14 protein-coding genes are annotated in these 22,207 nt (G+C 33.1%); 11 read left to right on the top strand and 3 right to left on the bottom strand.

The window, feature by feature from the left end; genetic code table 11:
• Window positions 1-167: 167 nt before the first annotated feature.
• Complete coding sequence (locus tag ACEN2I_RS19095) at window positions 168-2,174, bottom strand: heavy metal translocating P-type ATPase (RefSeq protein WP_441767688.1); 2,007 nt, start codon at window positions 2,172-2,174, stop codon at window positions 168-170.
• Between the two features lie 100 nt (window positions 2,175-2,274).
• Window positions 2,275-3,375 carry a DNA alkylation repair protein gene (locus ACEN2I_RS19090; protein ID WP_441767687.1) on the bottom strand — a complete coding sequence of 367 codons (1,101 nt, stop codon included), beginning with the start codon at window positions 3,373-3,375 and terminating at the stop codon, window positions 2,275-2,277.
• Window positions 3,376-3,531: 156 nt separating this feature from the next.
• Here ACEN2I_RS19090 and nadC point away from each other — a divergent pair, with 156 nt between their 5' ends.
• From nadC to priA, 5 genes are all read left to right on the top strand, one after another.
• Window positions 3,532-4,389 (top strand): carboxylating nicotinate-nucleotide diphosphorylase, encoded by an 858-nt coding sequence (gene nadC, locus ACEN2I_RS19085; RefSeq protein ID WP_441767686.1) that lies wholly within the window; start codon window positions 3,532-3,534, stop codon window positions 4,387-4,389.
• A gap of 66 nt (window positions 4,390-4,455) precedes the next feature.
• Window positions 4,456-5,376, top strand: a complete 921-nt coding sequence (locus ACEN2I_RS19080) for a YihY/virulence factor BrkB family protein (protein WP_441767685.1) — start codon at window positions 4,456-4,458, stop codon at window positions 5,374-5,376.
• Between the two features lie 4 nt (window positions 5,377-5,380).
• Complete coding sequence (locus ACEN2I_RS19075; RefSeq protein ID WP_441767684.1) at window positions 5,381-5,812, top strand: DUF2147 domain-containing protein; 432 nt, start codon at window positions 5,381-5,383, stop codon at window positions 5,810-5,812.
• Between the two features lie 14 nt (window positions 5,813-5,826).
• Window positions 5,827-6,573, top strand: a complete 747-nt coding sequence (bla-B1-FLAV, locus tag ACEN2I_RS19070) for a subclass B1 metallo-beta-lactamase (RefSeq protein ID WP_441767683.1) — start codon at window positions 5,827-5,829, stop codon at window positions 6,571-6,573.
• Between the two features lie 24 nt (window positions 6,574-6,597).
• Window positions 6,598-9,048 carry a replication restart helicase PriA gene (priA, locus tag ACEN2I_RS19065; RefSeq protein ID WP_441767682.1) on the top strand — a complete coding sequence of 817 codons (2,451 nt, stop codon included), beginning with the start codon at window positions 6,598-6,600 and terminating at the stop codon, window positions 9,046-9,048.
• Window positions 9,049-9,053: 5 nt separating this feature from the next.
• Here the strand turns inward: priA and ACEN2I_RS19060 are convergent, their stop codons facing one another.
• Window positions 9,054-9,746 carry a LytR/AlgR family response regulator transcription factor gene (locus tag ACEN2I_RS19060; protein WP_441767681.1) on the bottom strand — a complete coding sequence of 231 codons (693 nt, stop codon included), beginning with the start codon at window positions 9,744-9,746 and terminating at the stop codon, window positions 9,054-9,056.
• A gap of 178 nt (window positions 9,747-9,924) precedes the next feature.
• On the opposite strand from ACEN2I_RS19060, the gene rpsF reads away from it, so the two are divergent.
• The 6 genes from rpsF to ACEN2I_RS19030 all read left to right on the top strand — a co-directional run.
• Window positions 9,925-10,266 carry a 30S ribosomal protein S6 gene (gene rpsF / locus ACEN2I_RS19055; protein WP_041518692.1) on the top strand — a complete coding sequence of 114 codons (342 nt, stop codon included), beginning with the start codon at window positions 9,925-9,927 and terminating at the stop codon, window positions 10,264-10,266.
• A 5-nt stretch (window positions 10,267-10,271) separates the two neighbouring features.
• Complete coding sequence (rpsR, locus tag ACEN2I_RS19050) at window positions 10,272-10,568, top strand: 30S ribosomal protein S18 (protein ID WP_007138295.1); 297 nt, start codon at window positions 10,272-10,274, stop codon at window positions 10,566-10,568.
• 65 nt (window positions 10,569-10,633) lie between these two features.
• Window positions 10,634-11,074 carry a 50S ribosomal protein L9 gene (gene rplI / locus ACEN2I_RS19045; protein WP_007810573.1) on the top strand — a complete coding sequence of 147 codons (441 nt, stop codon included), beginning with the start codon at window positions 10,634-10,636 and terminating at the stop codon, window positions 11,072-11,074.
• A gap of 100 nt (window positions 11,075-11,174) precedes the next feature.
• Window positions 11,175-14,345 (top strand): TonB-dependent receptor, encoded by a 3,171-nt coding sequence (locus ACEN2I_RS19040; RefSeq protein WP_441767680.1) that lies wholly within the window; start codon window positions 11,175-11,177, stop codon window positions 14,343-14,345.
• A 119-nt stretch (window positions 14,346-14,464) separates the two neighbouring features.
• Window positions 14,465-14,938, top strand: coding sequence for a DUF6495 family protein (locus ACEN2I_RS19035; protein ID WP_441767679.1), 474 nt, complete (start codon window positions 14,465-14,467; stop codon window positions 14,936-14,938).
• A gap of 1,118 nt (window positions 14,939-16,056) precedes the next feature.
• Window positions 16,057-22,207 (top strand): immunoglobulin domain-containing protein (locus ACEN2I_RS19030; RefSeq protein ID WP_441767678.1); only part of this gene is annotated, 6,151 nt, incomplete at its 3' end.

Raw genomic sequence — 22,207 nt, 5'->3', positions numbered from 1 at the left:
ACTGTTTTTAGTTTTTATAATAATTCTGCTTTTTTTTAACAAATTTACTTTGATTAGGGAAAATAGAACTTAATTTAGATTAAGAATGTTGTTCTGGTTTATAGTAAATTCGTCTTAGCTTTTAATTAGATACTTTAAATCTTATAAAATAAATTTATTTTTATAGGTCAGAATTTCATTTTCTGAATTCTAACTGCGTTTAAGATAGCTAGTAATGCAACACCAACATCTGCAAAGACAGCTTCCCACATGGTAGCCAAACCACCAGCACCAAGTATTAAAACGATTGCTTTTACGATAAATGCAAGACCAATATTTTGCCATACAATCTGTTTTGTTTTTTTTCCAATATTGATTGCTGTAAAAATTTTAGAAGGCTGATCGTTCTGTATTACAATATCGGCAGTTTCAATTGTTGCATCGCTGCCTAAGCCTCCCATTGCAATTCCTGCGTGTGCCAGTGCAATTACGGGAGCATCATTTACGCCATCGCCTACAAAGGCAATTTTTAAGTTTTTAGTTTTTAAATTGGTAACTTTTTCGACCTTATTTTCAGGAAGCAAATCTCCGTATGCCTGATCAATGTTTAGTTCTTTTGCAACAGCACTAACAACAGCATGCTTATCTCCAGAAAGCATAACTGTCTTTACGTTGATTTTATGTAAATTTTCAATTGCTTGTCTGGCATCTTCTTTAATTTCATCAGCAATTAAAAAGTAGCCTGAGTATTTTTGATTTATGGCAACCATTATGATGGTAAAAGGCGTAGTGTCAATTTCTGAAGGATACGTGATATTATATTTTTTCATCAACTTACTGTTTCCTGCCAGGATTTCATTTCCATCAACCTTTCCTTTTAGGCCATGACCTGGAATTTCTTCTATGTCTGTAGCCAAAATGTTTTTTTCAGAGCCATTAGCATATTCTATTATAGCAGTTCCAACAGGATGGGTTGATTTGGTTTCGAGTGCTGCGGTATATTGTATTAAATCGGTTTCTTTAATTTCGTTTGTAACCACTTTTTGAACTTTAAAGACGCCTTTTGTCAACGTACCTGTCTTATCCATTACCACAACCTGAATAGAAGCCATGATATCCAAAAAGGTGGACCCTTTAAATAATATTCCGTTTTTACTTGCAGCTCCAATTCCCCCAAAATAACCCAACGGAATAGAAATCACTAACGCACAAGGACAGGAAATAACCAAAAACACTAATGCTCTGTATAACCAGTCTCTAAAAACATATTCATTCACAAAAAAGTAAGGAAGCACACAGATGGCAATGGCAGAATATACAACCAAAGGAGTATAAATTTTAGCAAATTTCCGAATAAAAAGTTCTGTTGACGCCTTCTTGGAAGTGGCATCCTGAACCATTTCTAAAATTTTAGATAACTTACTGTCTTTGTATAATGTGGTAATTTTTACCTCTGCAACCAAATTCAGATTAATCATGCCGGCTAAAACATTTTCACCTTTATTTTTAGTGTCCGGTTTGCTTTCGCCGGTTAGTGCGGCAGTATTAAAAGTAGCATTTTCAGAAAGCAATTCACCATCCAGACCTAGTTTTTCCCCTGGTTTTAGTTGAATAACAGCGCCAATTTGTGCATCTTTTGCTTTAATGTTTTTTGTTTTGCCATTTTCCAGGATGGTAACTTCATCCGGTCGCTGATCGAGTAATTTCTTAATGTTTGTTTTGGCTCGTGTAACCGCCAAAGACTGAAAGTTTTCGCCAATTGCATAAAACAGCATAACCGCTACGCCTTCTGGATACTCGCCTATTGCAAAAGCACCAATTGTAGCTATACTCATTAGTAAAAACTCTGAAAATAAATCTCCGTCTTTAGCACTTTCAAGGGATTCTTTAAGTACCGGAATTCCAACAGGTAAGTACGCGATTACGTACCACATTACTCGTATCCACCCTTTAAACCATGGTTGAGGGAAATAATTATCAAGAAAGATTGCGATAATCAGCAACACAAAGCTAATTATTGCCGGGGTAAACAGTTGAAAAACAGTTTTATTTCCAATATCATGATTATGTCCGTCATGACTATCATGATCATGATTATTTTCTTTTTCATCATGGTCACAGCATCCGGAATTGTTGTTTTTTTTTAGATATTTTGGCTGTTTTGTTTCGCAATTTTCATCATCTTTATGTGTCATAAATTTTACTTATGTTGCTCTTTAGTTATCTTTTAAGTAAGATAACAATAAAAAAGTACTTTAACAACCTTTATTATTGCAATAATTTTAAATATTTAATCTAATCAATCAATTCAAATTTCAAAGCTTCACTTTCACTTCCATTAATAATAATAGATAACTGATGCATTCCGGTATGAAAAACACGAGTAGTAATTAATTTAAAAGATTGCTTTCTTTCTACCTTAATTGTTTGGTTTGGCGGATAGATTTTCTCACTTATTTTAAAGACTTTTTTTACCAAATGACCTTTTGATTTTTTATAATAAACAGCATATTCCAGACGAACAGTTTTCGCTGTTTCATTTTTGTTATTTAAATGAAACTGAAACTGTAAATAATCTCCAATTTTTACTTTTAATGTTTTGATTTCGAAAGATGAAAGTTCAATATTGGCACTTTCTAAACCATAATGAATTAGTATTTCAGGATGTCCCTGCTTTAATAAAGTGCGACATCCATGTTTTATAATTCCATCTGTTTCTTTGCTAAAGCCTTTCCATCTTTGAGCAATTTCAAGTACAATTTCGGGATTATCTTTTACAATATCATTTAGATTATTGGCTACGCTTCTGCGTACATATTCTGAAGGATCATTTTTTAGGTTCTCTAAAATTGGAAAAATAAAAGATGGGTCTTTTTTTAGAAACGGAATTGCCATTGCCCACGGTAATCTCGGTCTGCTTCCTTCACTGGCCAATCTTCTTACATGATGATTTTTGTGCAAAGACCAATTTATCATTTCGTTAATCATTTTCTCTTTATATTTTATAATAAAAGGTCGAACCGCAAATTCACAACTAATAAATTGTGTGATAGAAACAAAGGCTTTTGCCGAAGTTTCAAAATCATCCAAACCATATTTTTCGATATAATCAGCAAAGAAAATGAAAGCGAGATTTCCATCGGTAAAACTATTTTTCTTTAAGTTGTGAATAATTAGGTCAATTAAAATAACGGCTTCCTCGAAATTTTCAGGCATAAACTGATGCAAAACAATGGTAGTATGTTTCATACGGTCTTTCCATTCTTTTTGGACAAAATCGCCTTCGTAAATCGCTTCAATAAATTTTTGTTTGTTGAAAGTGGGATGTACTTCGGTAACAGCCTGACCAAATTTTTCGTAAAAAGAAACCGAGTAAATGTCTTTAATTAATCCCATAATTTTATTTGAATGAACTTCAAAGGTATTTAATGTTCTTTTATTTTTTTAAATTAATTAAAGGAAGTTACCCCTGGATTTTTCGTTTTCAAAGAGACGAAACTTTTAAATCCCCAAAATAAGTTCTACTTTAGCATCTCATAAAATTTACAAAAAATGATTAGCGAAGCACAATTTCAAGCCGAATTACAATTATTAATCAGTAATGCAATTCGAGAAGATGTAGGCATGGGAGATTATAGTTCATTAGCCTGTATTCCTGTTACGGCAAATGGCCAAGCTAAATTATTGGTAAAAGATCAGGGAATTATTGCTGGAGTTACACTGGCAAAAATGATTTTTGAATATGTTGATCCAAAATTAAAAATAAAGACTTTTATAGAAGATGGATCGAATGTAGAATATGGCGATGTAGTTTTTGAGGTCTCAGGAAGTTCACAATCTATTTTAAAATCTGAACGAGTAGTTTTAAACACCATGCAACGAATGTCTGCTATTGCTACCAAAACCAATCAATTTACGAAGCTTTTGCAAGGAACTGATGCTAAAATATTGGATACCCGTAAAACAACGCCTAATTTTAGAGCTGCAGAGAAATGGGCTGTAAAAATAGGAGGAGGAGAAAATCACCGTTATGCATTATATGATATGGTGATGTTAAAAGACAATCATATTGATTTTGCAGGAGGAATAACCCTTGCCATAAAGAAAACAAAAGAGTATTTAAAAATCAATAATCTCGATTTAAAGATTATTGTTGAAGCCAGAAATTTAGATGAAATTCGCGAGATTTTGCTAAGTGATGGAGTTCATAGAATTTTGATTGACAATTTTAATTATGAAGATACGAAAAAGGCAGTTGAATTAATTGGTAAAAAATGCCAAACTGAATCTTCAGGAAATATTAGCGAAAAAACGATTCGAGAATACGGACTTTGTGGTGTAAATTATATTTCATCAGGAGCTTTAACGCACTCCATTTATAACATGGATTTGAGCCTTAAAGCTTTTTAAATCATGAGTTATAAATCATGAGTTTGAAAATATCTGAAATCTAACTATCTAATAATCTAAAGTAATATGTCTCAAGAGATAGAAAATCGGCTTGAAAAAGTACCTGTGGTAAGTTTGTTGGTGGGATTTTTAAAGAAAATAAAGCTACCATGGTTAGAGGGCTTTTCGTTATATGATTTGCTCGAAATGTATATACTTGGTATTCTTGAAGGAGCTTTTTCTTATCATGCAAGTGCGGTATCGTTTAGTTTTTTTATGGCTTTATTTCCTTTCGCCTTATTTATCTTAAACTTGATTCCATATATTCCGATTGAAGGATTTCAGGATGATTTCCTTCGATTTGTACAGCAGGGAGTTCCACCAAATACTTATGATGCGATTAGTAAAATTATTAGTGATATTTTAAATAATAGTCACTCAGGTTTATTATCATCAGGATTTTTGCTTTCTATTTTCTTAATGGCAAATGGTATTAATGGCATTCTTAGTGGTTTCGAATCGTCTAAACATGTTTTTGATAAACGTGGTTTTTTTAGCCAATATTTGGCAGCAATAGCGATTTCGCTCGTAATGACAATTATTTTATTTGTAACAGTAGCCACCATCGTTGTTTTTGAAGTATTTATTCAAAAAACAATTATTCAAGACGTGTTAAGTGATCGCATTCCGCTCATTATTTTAGGTAGATATTTATTTGTTATATTGATGATTCTGATAACATCTTCAATATTATTACGTTATGGTACAAAACAGTATAATAAAGTGCCATTTATAAGTATTGGATCAGTTTTTACAACAGTCCTAATTGTTATATCTTCGTTCTTTTTTGGGATTTGGGTTATAAAATTTTCAAAATACAACGAACTTTATGGTTCTATTGGGACATTATTAATTCTAATGTTTTATATTTGGATAAACTGTATGATACTGTTGTTGGGCTTTGAGCTTAATGCAACTATTCGAAAATTGAGGCAAAAAAATAAATAGAATTATGAAAAATTGGATGTTAGCTATTGGTGTTTTTTTTCTAACATTAAACACTATTCAGGCGCAAAGTGTCATTGGAAAATGGAAAACAATTGATGATGAAACAGCTGAGGCAAAATCAATAGTAGAGATTTATGAAAAATCCGGAAAAATATATGGTAAAGTTGTAGATATACTCCGTGCGGATCATAAAAAAGATATTTGTTCAAAATGTGAGGGATCAGAAAAAGATAAACCAATTTTGGGTATGATAATCATAAACGGACTTAAAAAAGATGGTTCTGAATATAATGGCGGAACAATTTTAGATCCGACAACTGGGAAAAAGTATAAATGTTATATTGAATTGGATTCTGCTGATAAATTAAAACTTCGTGGTTATATTGGAATTTCTATTATGGGAAGAACACAATATTGGACACGAGTAAAAAATTAATTTCATAAAATAAAATGCGAAAATTAGCGTCTGTAATTTTTTTCTTGTCAATACTGTTTGATGGTTTTGGACAATCGAAGAATTCACCATTACAAATAAGTCATCTTACAGGTGGCTTTTATGTTTATAAGACATTTCATGACTACAAAGGAACACTGATTGCTGCTAATGCTATGTATCTTGTTACGGATGAAGGTGTTGTTTTGTTTGATGCGCCATGGGATCAATCGCAGTATCAGCCTTTGCTAGATACCATAAAAATAAAACATAATAAAGATGTAATAATGTGTTTTGCGACACACTCTCATGATGATCGTGCAGGAGGATTGGGGTTTTACAGACAAAAAGGGATTAAGACCTATACTATAAAATTAACTGATGAGATTCTTCAAAAGAACAACGAAAAAAGAGCTCAGTTTATAATCTCGAACGATACTACATTTACAGTAGGACACTATACTTTTGAAGTGTATTATCCTGGAAAGGGGCATGCACCTGATAATATTGTAGTTTGGTTTGATAAAGAAAAAGTGCTTTATGGAGGTTGTTTTATCAAGAGCTCAGAAGCAAAAGATTTAGGATATTTGGGAGATGCAGATGTAAAAGAGTGGGAGAAATCGATTAAAAAAGTACAATCTAAATTTAAAAGTCCTAAATATATTATAACGGGTCACGATGATTGGAAAGATCTGACATCTTTAAAGTATACTTTTAAATTGGTCCAGGAATATAATACTGCGCATACTTCAGGTAAAAAATAATTCACCAATATTTAAAATAATTACATGTTTTTTGTCGAAGTTGTTTTACCACTTTCTCTAGCCAAGACCTTTACCTATAGTGTTTCTGAGGATGAATTTCATTTCATTAAAAAAGGAATGCGGGTAGCGGTACCTTTTGGTAAAAGTAAAATTTATACAGCTTTGGTTATTGATACTCATCAAAATGAGCCAAGTTTGTATGAAGCCAAAGAAATTCATCAGATATTAGACGAAAAACCAATTGCTACTGAAGTTCAAATCAAACATTGGCTTTGGGTAGCAAACTATTATATGTGCGGTATTGGTGATGTCTATCGTGGCGCTTTTCCGACTGGATTATTGCTGGAAAGTGAAACTATTATTTCGCATAAGACAGATGTTATTGTAAATCAAAATGACCTTTCAGATGAAGAGTTTTTGGTTTATGAAGCTTTACAGCAACAAAGTTCTTTGAAAATTCAGGAGATTATTTCGATTTTAAACAAAAAGAATGTTTTTCCTATTCTTCAAAAGTTGATGTTCAAGGATGTTATTGTTTTAGAAGAAGAAATAAAAGAAAGTTACAAACCAAAATTGATTCGATATGTGAAGTTACATTCCAAATACGAATCAGACAGTGGTTTAACAGAATTACTGGAAGTTCTTAAAAATGCCAATAAGCAAAAGGAAATTGTTTTGGCATATTTTCAAATTAGCGCTTCAGAGAAAAAGCCCATTGCTGTTAAGAAATTAGTTGAAATTTCAAATTCTACTTCTGCTGTTGTAAAAACATTAATTGAAAAAGAAATTTTCGAAGAATATCATCTGCAACAGGATAGGGTTACTTTTGATGGAAAGGCTTCAGAAAAACAATTATTGTTAAGTGATGCACAGGAAACAGCTTTCGATGAAATTAAAAATAGTTTATTAGAAAAAGAAGTTTGTCTGCTTCACGGTGTTACATCAAGCGGAAAAACAGAAATATACATTAAGTTAATTGAAGAATATTTAGAAACAGGTAAGCAGGTTTTATATTTATTACCAGAAATTGCACTAACAACGCAGTTGGTTTCTCGTTTGAGACATCATTTTGGAGATAAAGTAGCGGTTTTTCATTCTAAATACAGTAACAATGAAAGGGTAGAAGTCTGGAGACAGACTCTTGAGAATTCAAATAAAGCTCAAATTGTAATAGGGGCAAGATCAGCTTTGTTTTTACCTTTTAATAATCTTGGTTTGTTAATTATTGACGAAGAACATGAGCAGACTTTTAAACAAGCAGATCCTGCACCGAGGTATCACGCACGTGACTCAGCAATTGTTTTGGCTAATTTACATAATGCTAAAGTACTATTGGGATCTGCAACACCAAGTATTGAAACCTATTTTAATGCTCAAATTGAAAAATTTGGATTAGTTACAATTACGGAGCGTTATAATAATGTCCGAATGCCGGATGTTGTTTTGGTTGATTTGAAAGACAAACATTTCAGAAAAAAAATGACAGGACATTTTAGTGATCTGTTAATTGAAGAAATAGGAGAAGCATTGTCTTTAGGGGAACAAGTTATTTTATTTCAAAATAGGAGAGGATATTCGCCTGTAATAGAATGTCTGACTTGTGGACACGTGCCTCATTGTCAACAATGTGATGTGAGTTTGACTTTCCATAAACATAAAAACCAATTGAGATGCCACTATTGTGGGTATTCGATTGCAAAACCTACGCATTGTCATAGTTGTTCCAGTATTGATTTGACTACAAAAGGATTCGGAACAGAGCAAATCGAACAAGAATTAGTATCGCTTTTTCCGAAAGCCAAAACCGGAAGAATGGATCAGGATACAACCCGCGGCAAATTTGGTTTTGAAAAGATTATTGATACTTTTAAAAATAGAGAAATAGATATTTTAGTCGGAACTCAAATGTTGGCAAAAGGATTAGATTTTGATAATGTAAGTCTGGTAGGAATTATGAATGCCGATAATATGTTACATCATCCTGATTTTAGAGCTTTTGAACGCAGTTTTCAAATGATGACACAAGTTGCCGGAAGAGCCGGAAGATCTCAAAAACAAGGAAAAGTTGTGATTCAGACTTATAATCCAAATCATAATACAATTCAGCAGGTTACAATGCATAATTATATAGGTATGTATAAGGAGCAATTATATGACAGACAAATCTATAAATACCCTCCTTACTTCAGAATTATAAAACTGACTTTAAAACATCGCGATTTTGATAAACTCAAAGAAGGTTCGATTTGGATGTATCAGGTTTTAAGCCAGAATTTGAATATGCCTGTTTTAGGCCCGGAAGAACCTGCAATTAATAGAATTAGGAATGAATATATCAGAACGATTTTGATTAAAATTCCACAGAATGTTCCATTAAATGGCACAAAAAAAACTATTCAGAAAATGTTGAATAGTTTTGAAGCGGTACCTCAGTACAGAACTATAAAGTTAAGTGTAAATGTCGATTTTTATTAATTTGACTAGGTTGATAATGCTCTTACAAGGTCATCTTTTTTGTTTCGGCTGAGTGGTATTTTAGTAATACCAATTTCTGCAAATTTACTATTAAAGCGTTCAACTTTGTCAATATTGATAATGTAGGATTTGTGTACACGGATGAATTTTTCTTTCGATAAATCATTTTCAAAAGATTTCATAGTCGACAGGACTAAATTACTGTCATCTTCTGTAACAACTCTTACATAATCTCCAAACGCTTCGATCCATTTGATTTTTGCTGTGAAAATTTTAAGTCTCTTTAGATTGCTTTTGATGAAAATATGTTCACCTTCTTCTTCCTTTACTTCTTTTTTAAGGATATGCATGTCAACTGCTCTTTTTACGGAAGCATTAAAACGATCAACGGCTATAGGCTTTTGAAGATAGTCTGTAGCATCATAGTCAAAGGCTTTTAAAGCGTATTCCGCTTTAGAAGTAATGAATATGATTTGTGGTTTTAATTTTAAACCATCAAGAAAGTCAAATCCGTTGATAACAGGCATTTCAATATCTAAAAATATTAAATCTATATTATTCAAGGAGATGCAGTTTTTTGCTTCAATTGCATTTGAAAAGTCTCCAACTAGGTGTAGACCAGGATGATTGTTGGCTAATTTTGCAATAATTGCCCTCTGTATAGAACTATCATCTACAACAACACAGTTTAGTTTCATAACAGTTTAAATTTTACTAAATTTAGGATAGCATTAGTAAATGTATTAATTTTTTGGAAAAAAAACTAAGAAGAGAGTTTGTTTTTTTGCATTTCAACGAATAAAAGAAAAAAAATGTTTGTTATTCAAAAATAATGGTTACTTTTGCACCCAATTTTAACAAATAAATATTGTATTTATGAATCATTATGAAACTGTTTTCATTTTAAATCCCGTTTTATCTGAAGTTCAGGTAAAGGAAACAGTAACGAAATTTGAAGAATTTCTTACTAGTAGAGGAGCTGAAATGGTATCGAAAGAGGATTGGGGTCTGAAAAAAATGGCTTACGAAATCCAAAACAAAAAAAGTGGTTTTTATCACTTATTCGAATTCAAAGTGTCTGGAGAAGTTCTGATTGCTTTTGAAACTGAATTCAGACGTGACGAAAGAGTTATGCGTTTCCTGACTGTTAGTCTTGACAAACATGCTATTTCTTGGGCTGAAAGAAGAAGAGCTAAACTTAAATCTACAAAAGCTTAATTATCATGGCAACATTACAACAATCTGCTTCAGGAAAAAAAGACGGGGATATCAGATATCTTACGCCTTTGAACATAGAAACTAACAAAACTAAAAAGTATTGTCGTTTCAAAAAATCAGGTATCAAATATATCGATTATAAAGATGCTGATTTCTTATTGAAATTCGTTAATGAGCAAGGAAAAATTCTTCCTCGTCGTTTAACAGGAACTTCATTAAAATACCAAAGAAAAGTGTCAGTAGCTGTAAAAAGAGCTCGTCACTTAGCTTTAATGCCATACGTGGCCGATTTATTAAAATAATTAAAAACTCTAGTCGCTGGTTTCTGTTAAACAGAACCTAACTTCTAAAATATAAGGACAACAACATGGAACTTATTTTAAAACAAGACGTACAGAACTTAGGATTTAAAGATGATGTAGTATCTGTAAAACCTGGTTACGGTCGTAACTTTTTAATTCCTCAGGGTTTTGCTGCTTTAGCAACTCCTTCTGCTAAAAAAGTTTTAGCTGAAAATCTAAAACAAAGAGCACATAAAGAGGCTAAAGTTGTTGCAGACGCTAAAGCATTAGCTGAAACTTTAAAAGCTCTTGAAATTAAACTTACTGCAAAAGCTGGTGGAGAGAAACTTTTTGGTTCTATCACAAACATCGACATTGCTGAAGCATTAGAGAAATCAGGTAATGCTATTGATAGAAAATTCATTACTAGTGGTATCGTAAAACGTACAGGAAAATATTCTGCTAGCATCCGTTTACACAGAGATGTTATCGTTGACTTACCATACGAGATTATTGCTGAAAAATAACATTTTGTTAACTTCTTGTTAATAAAATATAAAGCCATTCTTACGAGTGGCTTTTTTTTTGTCTAATTTTGAATGAAATAACTCACTCAAAATCAGTAAAATGAAAAAAATCTTTGCATTAATGTTCTGTTTGCTGGCTGTAACTACGGTAACTGGGCAAACAACAACTTCGAGTATTAAGGGTATTGTAAAAAGTTCAACCAGCGAGCTATTACCTGGTGCTACTATTTTAGCCATTCATACTCCAACCGGTGGTAAATATTCAGCTGTTTCCAATGAAGATGGAAGGTTTAATATTTTGAATATGAGAATTGGAGGTCCATACAAAATTACAGTAACTTTTGTAGGTTTTCAGGAGCAGGAATATAATGGCATATATCTGGATTTAGGGAAGCCATTTAATATGGATGTAATACTTGCAGATGTAAGTCAGGCATTGGAAGAGGTAAAAGTTGTTGCAAAAAATAAGGTTTTTAAAAGTGGGAAAACGGGTGCTGAAACTACTATAGGCAGAAGAGAATTAACTGCCTTGCCAACCATTTCAAGATCGGCTGAAGATTTTACACGATTAGAGCCAACCGCCAGCGGTGGATCTTTTGGAGGAAGGAATGATCAGTATAATAATTACTCTTTAAATGGTGCAGTATTTAATAACCCGTTTGGACTTGATGCCGCGACTCCTGGTGGGCAAACAGGTGCTCAGCCAATTTCATTAGATGCAATCGAACAAATTCAGGTAGCAACTGCTCCTTATGATGTTACTTTATCCGGTTTTACAGGAGCTTCCGTAAATGCTGTTACAAAATCAGGTACTAACGAAATTCATGGAACGGCTTATGCATTTTATAGAAATCAGGATTTAACTGGTGATAAGATAAAGGGTGAAAAGATATTTGTACCATCTTTAGAACAAACCCAGGCTGGTTTTAGTTTGGGAGCTCCAATTGTAAAAGACAAGTTATTTATTTTTGGAAACTTTGAAATTGATAAAAGAAGTGATTTAGGTTCAAATTTTGTTTCTAATGATAATGATGGTGTTACAGGAATCAACGAATCAAGGGTTTTAGAATCTGATTTAATTGCAGTTTCTAATGCTTTGGCAAATTTAGGATACAATACTGGAGCTTATCAAGGATTTAAACATGAATCTAATTCAAATAAAGGAATTATAAAGCTAGATTGGAACATTACAGATAATCATAAATTGGCTGTTATTTATAATTTTCTTGATGCTTCAAAAGATAAACCTGCTCATCCAACGGCATTAGGTTTTAGAGGGCCGAATGCATCTATTTTACAATTTCAAAATTCTGGATATCAAATTAATAATAAACTGAGTTCATTTTTAGTGGAGTTAAATTCTAAATTTAGTGAATCAGTCTCGAATAAATTACAAGCTGGTTATACACATTTTGATGACTTTAGAAAACCTTTTTCTTCTCCGGCTCCGGTAATTAATATTCAGGATGGTGCTGGTTCAAATTATATTATTGCTGGACACGAACCGTTCTCTATTAATAATACATTAGATCAAAAGGTAATTCAGGTTACAAATAACTTGACTTATACGTTTGGAAAACATGTTTTTACTTTTGGAGCTTCTTTTGAAAAATTCGGATTTAAAAATTCTTTCAACTTAGGAGGTTATGATAACTTTGGAAATCCAAATGGTTATGCAGGAACTTTTTTCACACCCTATTTTACAGTGCAGGATTTTTTAAATGATGCGGCTCAGCCTTCTGCAACAAGTATTGTTGCTCAAAATCTACAATATGCGCAAGAGATATTTAATTCAAAAAATCAATTCGAAGTAGGAACTGATGGTGGTTGGAAATTATCAGAGTTAAATGTAGGTCAATTGGCATTTTATGCGCAGGATGATATCAGTCTAACAGATAATTTTAAATTATCATTAGGTTTGCGTATTGATAAGCCGTTGTATTTTAATACGGCAGATTTGATTCAGAAGTATATTGACACTGATAATGGCGGTTCTGGAAGAGATAATGTTATTGATTATTTTGATCCAGAAACAGGACAGACTGTTAAATTAATTTCTACAGATTTACCTAGCGACAGAATTCTTTGGTCACCTAGAATTGGCTTTAATTGGGATGTAAATGGTGATGCTACTTCCCAACTTCGTGGAGGATCAGGAATTTTTACAGGAAGGATTCCATTTGTTTGGTTAGGGAATCAGGTTAGTGGTGCTGATGACAGTTTCTTCCAGATTATGGATCCGGATTATAAATGGCCGCAGGTTTGGAGATCAAGTTTGGGGTTTGATCACAGGTTTGAAAGTGATTATATTGTTACAGTTGATTTGTCTTATAATAAGGATATCAATGCAGTACAAGTTCAAAACTGGGGATTAAAACCTCCAACAGGAACTTTAGCTGGTGTAGATAACAGAGCCATTTATGTTGCGGCAGATAAAGGGGCAAATAATGCTTATGTTATGACGAATTCTGATAAAGGAAGTGCTTTTAATGCATCTGCAAAATTGCAGAAAACTTTCGAAAACGGTTTGTACGCAAGTATAGCTTATAACTATTTGAAATCAAAAGATGTAAACTCTATTGAAGCCGAAATTACAGGAGATGCTTTTTCTTTTAATCCAGCTTTGGGAAATGTAAATACTGCGGTACTTTCTAATTCTAAGTACGGAGATAATCATCGTTTTATTGGAGTTGCTTCTAAAAAGTGGAAATACGGAAAAGATAAATGGGCAACAACGGTTTCAACTTTTCTTGAATATGCCCAGGGAGGACGTTTTAATTATACTTATGGTGGTGATATTAACGGAGATAGTTCTACAGTAAATGATTTAATCTACATACCTACAACTGCAGAAATTGCTCTAATGAATTTTAGTGGACCGGGCCAAGGTGAGGCGTTTGATAAATTCATTTCGCAGGATAAATATATGAGAGACCGAAGAGGGCAGTATGCAGAACGTTATGGGGCAGTTTCTCCATGGAGAGGGAGATGTGATCTAAAATTAATGCAAGATTATAATTTTAGAGTTTCTTCAGTATCTAAGAAAACGAATACAGTTCAGTTCAGTATCGATATTTTGAATTTTGGAAATTTATTAAATTCTGATTGGGGTGTTGTGCAGGTTCCTACAAGCGTTCAGCCAATTGGAGTTACTGTTGTTGGTAATACACCAACATATACCTTTAATAATACTCAAACTAAAACTTTTAGTTATGATGCTAGTTTAATCTCAAGATGGCAAGCCCAATTTGGTGTCAGATACATTTTTTAGTAAAGTAAAAAAAAATGTAAATTTGCCCTCGCATTTGCGAGGGCTTTTTTTTATGTCTGATAAATAAATTAAAAACTTAGCTAAGCTCTTTTAAGGAGCATTTAAAAACAAAAAAATAAATGAAATACGCAAGATTAACAAAAGAGCAGTTTGATGAATTGCATGCAGAATTCGCCAGCTTTTTAGCGACACAGGCTATTGATAAATCAGAGTGGGACTCTATAAAGGAAAATAAACCAGAAGTTGCCGAACAGGAATTGGATGTTTTTTCGGATTTGATTTGGGATGGCGTTTTGTCGAGAGCTGAATTCTTAGAGCATTTTTCTAAAAACCATATATTTTTGTTTCAGTGCTTTGAGGGTCATGTTCAGTCAATAGTTTTGAAATCTTTAGTACCTGAAGCTGATTTTTTGACAAAAGAAGGTTTACAATGGTTAAGTGATAATATGTTTACAGATGCGATCGAAATGAAAACAGGAAAGAAAGTCTTTACTGAAGATCGAAATTCTTCAATTTTTGAATTGATTCAGCAGGGAGCATTTTTGAGCGATGGTCAGTTATTCAAACAAATTATTTCTATTATCGAAGGATGATCTTTAAAAACATAAGATTAAAAAGGTAAAGGCTTTATATTGAAGTTTTTACCTTTTTTTTATTTGTTTAACTTTTGTTTAATCTTTTTTTATTGTTTTCACAACCGTATTTTTACCTGTTTTTGTAAAATATTTGAACCTTTATTTTTTAATACAATAGTCAAAATTTGTGTGCCATAAGGGAAAAATGATAACTTCAAGTTGTTTTTTGTAATCAAAATCTTATTTTTAGATAAAAATTGTAAAAAAAATAATTTTTTTTTATGATATTTTTAATATGTGTTACCTCATGAAAACGCAGTGTTTATAGATCTTTAGCAGTATTTTTCGAATTCTTTTTTCTTTTTTTTAAGAATAATAAGAATTTTACGCTTGTTTTTTATCGTACTTTTTTTTAATTTTAGATAACAAAGATTAAACAAAATGTTTTTTTCTTTTCAAAATTTCTGATTCATATTTTTTAAAAATTAAATGAATTATTTTTTGATTTTTTATTCCAATAATAAGAAGTTTTTTGATAACTTATTAAATTGTTGATTATGGGCTTAATATTTACTTTCTTTATTAAATTTGTATTTGGTATTAATGTTATTTTGGTTTTCATAAGTTTATCTCAGTTTAAGTTTATACACAAATCAAAATTTATTCATAAGTTTAAAAACTACGTACATATTTTATTTTTAATTACCGATCCTAATCGACTTGTTAATTACTCACATGATTAATCATCATAAGAGACTATATTTTGTATTCAATTTTTAAGATCTTGTTTTTTAAAAATTGTTTTTTATAAAAAGAATAATCAACTTTTTATAGATGTTAAATTGTACAACATATAAAGAGAATTTCTAAATTCAAATTACCCCTAAAAACAAACCACTCCTTTCGAAGTTTGATTCATTTCATTCTTCAGCAATTTTTTTGAACCGTTTTTTATTTAATAAAATAAAAAGCTGTCTTTCAATACATTATGATTTTTTAATAAAATTTAGTTTAAGCATCGATTTTTTTTGATGTAGATTTTTTTAACTATTTGATTTTTAATTTTTTAAAACTGCGTAAGACATGTGTCTTATTGCAACAGGCTTACTATTGTCCATTTTCTAATCTTCCAAATTATGAAAAAAAAATTACAAATTGTTAATCTCAACTTCCAGAGGGGATTATTAGGAGCATTGTTTTTTTTGCTTTTATTGTCAAATTCTTTTGCTCAAAATGTATGTAGACCAACTTCGCAAAGTAATAGCACGGGTGGTCTTTTATGCATTGGTATGAGTGTCACGAACCCAAATGATGCATTTGATGCCAGTATGGGCACCTATGCATCATTAACTAATGCAGTTGGTTTAGCTTGCTTTGCACAAGAAACATTAACCTTTAGTCAAACTGCGAAGGCAGGTGATCAAATAGTAATTTATTTTGGAACTGGAAGTGGTTTATTAAACCTCGGTTTGCTATCAAATGTAACTATTCAGGCAAAATTATCAGGAACAAATGTGGATGATCCGGTTCCTTTAAACAACGCATTATTGAATCTACAATTATTACCCGGTAATGAGATTGCTATTATACGATATACATTGCCAGGAGACACAAATCAAATTAAAATTCAAACTGGAGGACTTCTTAGTTTATTAGTAAATTTAAGAGTTTATGATGTAAGATTAGATTTTGCAAAGCCTGTTGTTACTAATGGCTTGATTCAAACTGTTTGTTCTGGTAATTCTTTAAATTTAACTGCTACTCCTGCATCCGGAACAACTCTCGCTTGGTACAGTTCAACGACTTCAACAACACCATTAGCAACAGGAAATAGTTTTTTAACTCCAAATTTAACTGTTGATACAACATATTATTTAGGAGTTACAAGAGCTGTTGGTTGCGAGGGTAGTGATCGTATTCCTATTGTAATTACTGTTTCTAATCCTATAGCACCTGCAATAAGCACTTCAGGTACTTCAATATGTTCTACAGGAGCTACACAACAAACTGTATTATCTGTAATAAATCCTATACCAGGCACAACTTATAATTGGTATAACGTAGCATCTGGAGGTGTGGCTTTGGCTTCGGGAAATACTTATTCTCCAACTGTTCCTTTAGGAACTACAAGTTTTTATGTTGAGGCAGCTATAGGCAGCTGTTTGAGTCCTGCAAGAACTCAAGTAAATGTAAATTCAAATCCTGTTCCTTCTGCACCAACAGTTTTAACTCAAAGTGTAACTATTCAATCTGGGCAAAATGCTACTTTGAATGCTTCAACTTCAGAAGTAGGAGTTACATTAAATTGGTATGATGTTGCCACTGGAGGAATTGCAGTTGCCACCAATACTTCAACCTATGCAACTCCAGTTTTAACAGCTACAAAAACATATTATGTTGAGACTCAAAGTGCAGCAGGAAACTGCGTAAGGACGGCAAGAGTCCCTGTAACAGTAACGGTTATTCCATCAGCTTTAGGAGGGTGTTTAGAAGCGGGTAGTCAACAAACACTTCAAAATGGTTTGTGTTTATTATGTAGTACTACAAATCCTAATAATGCTGTTGATGGAAATTCATTAACAGCAGCCAGACTTACTGTTCCTGTAGGTTTAATAAACGGATGGATTCAGCAAACATTACAATTTAATAACCCCGGCAAAGCTGGTGATATTGTTGATGTTGAATTAGAATTACCTGTAGGTGTTCTTGATTTGTCACTATTAAATTATATTAGTCTTGCTACATATAATGGTGCCACTTATAATAATGACAGAGTTTCAATTAATAATTTATTAAACGTACAATTATTAGGAGGTAATCGTTTTATAGCAAGTCTGGTTGCTGGTGCAGCTTTTGATCGTGTAGAGATTCGATTAGGAGGTTTGGCAACGCTACTGACAAGTTTAGATATTTATCAGGCAAGTTATAGATATAAATCACCAACGATTTCAGGCAATACAACTATTTGTAGTGGGCAAACAGCTACTTTATCTGCGAATATTGGAGTTGGTGAAACAATTAATTGGTTTAATGTAGCAACAGGAGGATTATCTCTGGCAACTACTGCTTCTTATACAACTACTGCTTTGACAGTTCCGACTACTTATTATGTAGAAATAACCAGAAATGGCTGTGTTAATAGTGAGCGTTTACCTGTATTGATAGCTATTAATAATCCTGTAGAACCAGTTATTGCTGCAGCAGGTACAACAATTTGTAGTGGTCAGACCACTACATTAAATGTTCAGACGCCGGTTTTAGGTACTGTTTACAGCTGGTATGATGCAGCTTCTACAGGGAATTTATTATTTACAGGTACTTCTTTTACTACTCCAAATTTAATTTCTAACACCAATTATTATGTTGAAGCTAAAATTGGCAGTTGTTCCAGTACAACCCGTACCCAAGTTACGGTAATAGTTAATCCTTTACCTACTGCACCAATTGCGGTATCATCAAATATGATTATTCAGTCAGGACAAAGTGTGGAGTTACAAGTATCAAGTCCAGATTCTAATGTTACATTCGACTGGTATGATGTACCAGTTAATGGAACAGTATTGGTTACCGCAACAAGTACCTATACAACACCAGTTTTAACAGCAAATAAAACCTATTATGTTACAGCGAGGGATATAAGCTCAGGTTGTATAAGTAGTGCAAGAACAGCAATTAATGTTATACTAAGTAATGCTGTAAGTAGTTGTCTGCAGGCTAATTCGCAAGTAACGTCTTTAGACCCAGGTTTGCTATGTGTTTTATGTAGTTTTAATAATCCAGGTGGTTCTGTAGATAATGATACAAGTACGTTTGCAACACTTTCTACTGTTGCCGGCTTAGTTGGAGCTTATGTTCAACAGGTTGTTACTTTTCCTACAACAGGGCAAATTGGAGATATTATAGATGTGGAATTGGCATTACCTGGAGGATTAGCTGACGTGTCATTGTTAGGAGGAGTTAGTTTAGCCACTTATAATGGAGCTACTTATAATAACGACAGGCATTTCCTTACTAATAGTTTATTAAGTCTACAATTATTATCAGGAAATAGATTTAAAGCCAGCTTTAGTGCAACAGCAGTATTTAACAAGGTTGAGATTCGATTGGGAGGCTTAGTTACTTTATTAACTAATTTAGATATTTATAGTGCTTCATATAGATTTAAAAATGCAGTAGTTACTGGCGCAGCATCCTCAATTTGTAATGGACAAACTGCAAATTTAGCTGCTACATCTAATATTGTAGGAGAAACATTTAAATGGTATGATTCTGCCAGCGGAGGAACAGAACTTTCTCCTATAGCAACATATACTACACCAGCTTTAACTGCAACTACAACTTATTATTTAGAATCAACCCGTGACGGAACTTGTGTAAACAGTGTTCGTCAGCCAGTTACAGTTACAGTCGCTCCATTTGCGACTGCTGCAGATGTGACAATTATAAGTCCTTTAGAGGCATCTTGTGCAGGCGGAGTTGTATTGTCTCCAACATCAGCTTTAGCTGGAGCACAATTTAGATATTATACAGATCAAAATAAAACACAGGAAATTGTAACAGGAACCACTGTTGTTGCACAACCTGGAGTAACTTTCTCTAAAAATGCAACAACCGGTGCATTAACCATTACAGGTCTTACAGGGTCTGGAGCACCTTATAATTATTATATATCTGTTACTAATGTGGAAACATGTGAAAATGATGTCAATACACTGAAACAAGTAACAGTTAATTTTCCAACAGTTACACCTTTAATAGTAACTGGTACACCTTTAGAAGGTTGTGGGAGTGTAAATTTAGCAACTGCAATAAATGGTTTTGATACAACAGGGAATACCACATATACTTTCTATGACTCGTCAAATAATGTTTTACCAGCAAATGCAGCGGCAAATATAAATATAAGTGGTGTTTACTCAATTCAAGCTCAAGGTAACGGTGTTACATGTCCATCTGATAAATTATCAGTAACAGTTACTATCAACCCGTTACCAAGTTTGATTGTAACATCTTCTATATCAGTTAATGTTGGTTCTGATGTTCCATTAGATGCTACATCAAATGGAACATTGACATGGTTTGATCCTCAAGGAAACGCTATAACTGGTCCTCCATTTTCAACAGGAGTTTTAAATACTCCGGGAGTTTATACCTATACAGTAGTTGCCAGCAATACAGATTGTTCAAGAACAGGAACTGTTTCTATAAATGTTATAGATCCAAATAACTGTCAGCTATTGACTGAAAGAGTTTATGCTAATGGACAAAGTTTCGGTTCTGTTATAACAGGAGGAGTAGCTAATGCAACTAATGCTATTGACGGAAATACAGAAACTTTTTCTACAATAGTAACAGGTCTTGGACTGTTAGGAGTTGGCACAACGTGGCAAAACTTAACATGGTCAGCAAATATTGTAAAAGGAACACCGGTAACTATTAAATTAGGTTCTGAATATAGTGGAGTAGCTGTTTTGCAGAACTTATCAGTAGTAGGAACTAAAAATGGAGTTGATATAGGAAGTTTACAATCTGTGTCAGGGTCATTATTAAATTTATTATCAGGAGATAATACTTTCGAATATACTTTTGTTCCGGCAAATTCTTCAGGACCACAAGATTATGATGGAATCAGAATTCAGTCGGCATCACTTTTAAGTGTTGCTCAAAATACTAAAGTTTTTGATGCGTATTATACAAAACAAGTTTCAACAGTAACTTGTACACCGGGTGATATTCAGGATGTTTTTTATGGAGCAACTGACTTAGGTTTGCCAATAGGAGCATTAACCGGTACAGTAGGTGTTAGTGATGCCTGGAATGTTGCAGATGACGATATAACAACTTTTGCGACAATGTATAGCGGAGTTGGAGCTCTTGCTGCTGCTGATTTGACAGTTGCATTTAAAACTCCCTCAATAGCAAGTGATACCTTAAGAATTGTAGTTTCGAAACCAGGAGTTCTCTTAGACGTTAATTTACTTACAGGATTCAGTATTCAACGTTATTTAGGAAATGTTGCTGTTGGTGCTCCAATTCAAAATAATAGCACATTATTAAGCGTAAGATTGTTACCAGGAAATACCATGTCAATGGTACTGGTGTCTTCTCAACCTGAACCATATGATCGTGTTAGAATTCGTTTTGGAGGTGTAGCAGGAGTATTAGATTTTCTTAGGGTTCATACTGTTGAGCGTGTTGCAAATACAAAAGTGATAGGAAGTGATTCTGATAACAAAATTACGGTTTGTCCAGGATCGTCTATTACGCTTCAGGTTGCAACTAATGCCTGTACAAGTTATAAATGGTATGATTTGCCTACTGGAGGTGCCGTTGTAGCAAATGGTATTACTTATACCCTTCCGACTTCATTAGCTGCAGGAACTTATAAGTATTATGTTCAACCAGTACGCTATGGATGTGAAGCATTATCCAGAGGAGAAGTTACTGTTGAAGTTAAAGCTTCCAGTCCAGTAAATGCCTTAACCGATATTACTCTTAATGGAGCGACTTCTACTGCAATTTGTTCTGCATCAGGAACAGTAACATTAGCAACAAGTTTAAGCAGTACTCCTGTATTGACAAATCCTGTTTATTATTGGTATAGTTTTAACGGAACAACAAGTCAGTTAATTACAGGTGAAACAACAAGTCAATTAATTATAAATGGATTGGTGCCTGGTACTTATACATATTTTGTTGGAGTTAGTGCAGATGATTTTTGTGAAACTGCTGAGGCAGATAGAAAACAGATTACATTTACAATATTCCCTCCATCAATTAAAAATGATGTTTTAGTTGATAATTCAGCAGTTTGCCATAATGTTCCAGCATCGTTAACGCCTTCAGCAAGTACATTGACAAATCCAATATTTTATTGGTATTTTGATGCTAATAAAACACAACCGATAACAAATGGAACTATAAGTGGCGTAACTTATGCAATAAGTTCAACAGGGGTTTTAACAGTAACTGGTTTAACATTTGCTGTGAGTCCAGTTACATATTATGTTAGCGTTTCAAGTGATACAACTTGTGAGAATATTGCAGGAACACTTCAGGCTGCTACTGTAATAATAAATGATCCTGGTAGCCCAACTTTGGTTACAGCAGGAACCCAAAACTTCTGTTTGGTAGATGCTCCCACTTTTGGAAGTGTTCAGTTCAATCAAAGCAATATCGTTTGGTACGATGCTTTAAGTGGCGGCACTGAGATAGCTTCGACTACAGCGCTAACCAGCGGTACGTATTATGCAGCATTAAGAGATGCGGCCACCACTTGTGAGAGTG

It is taken from the genome of Flavobacterium sp. W22_SRS_FK3 (assembly GCF_052113665.1).
Lineage (GTDB): Bacteria > Bacteroidota > Bacteroidia > Flavobacteriales > Flavobacteriaceae > Flavobacterium.
This window is presented reverse-complemented; position numbering and strand designations above follow the sequence as displayed.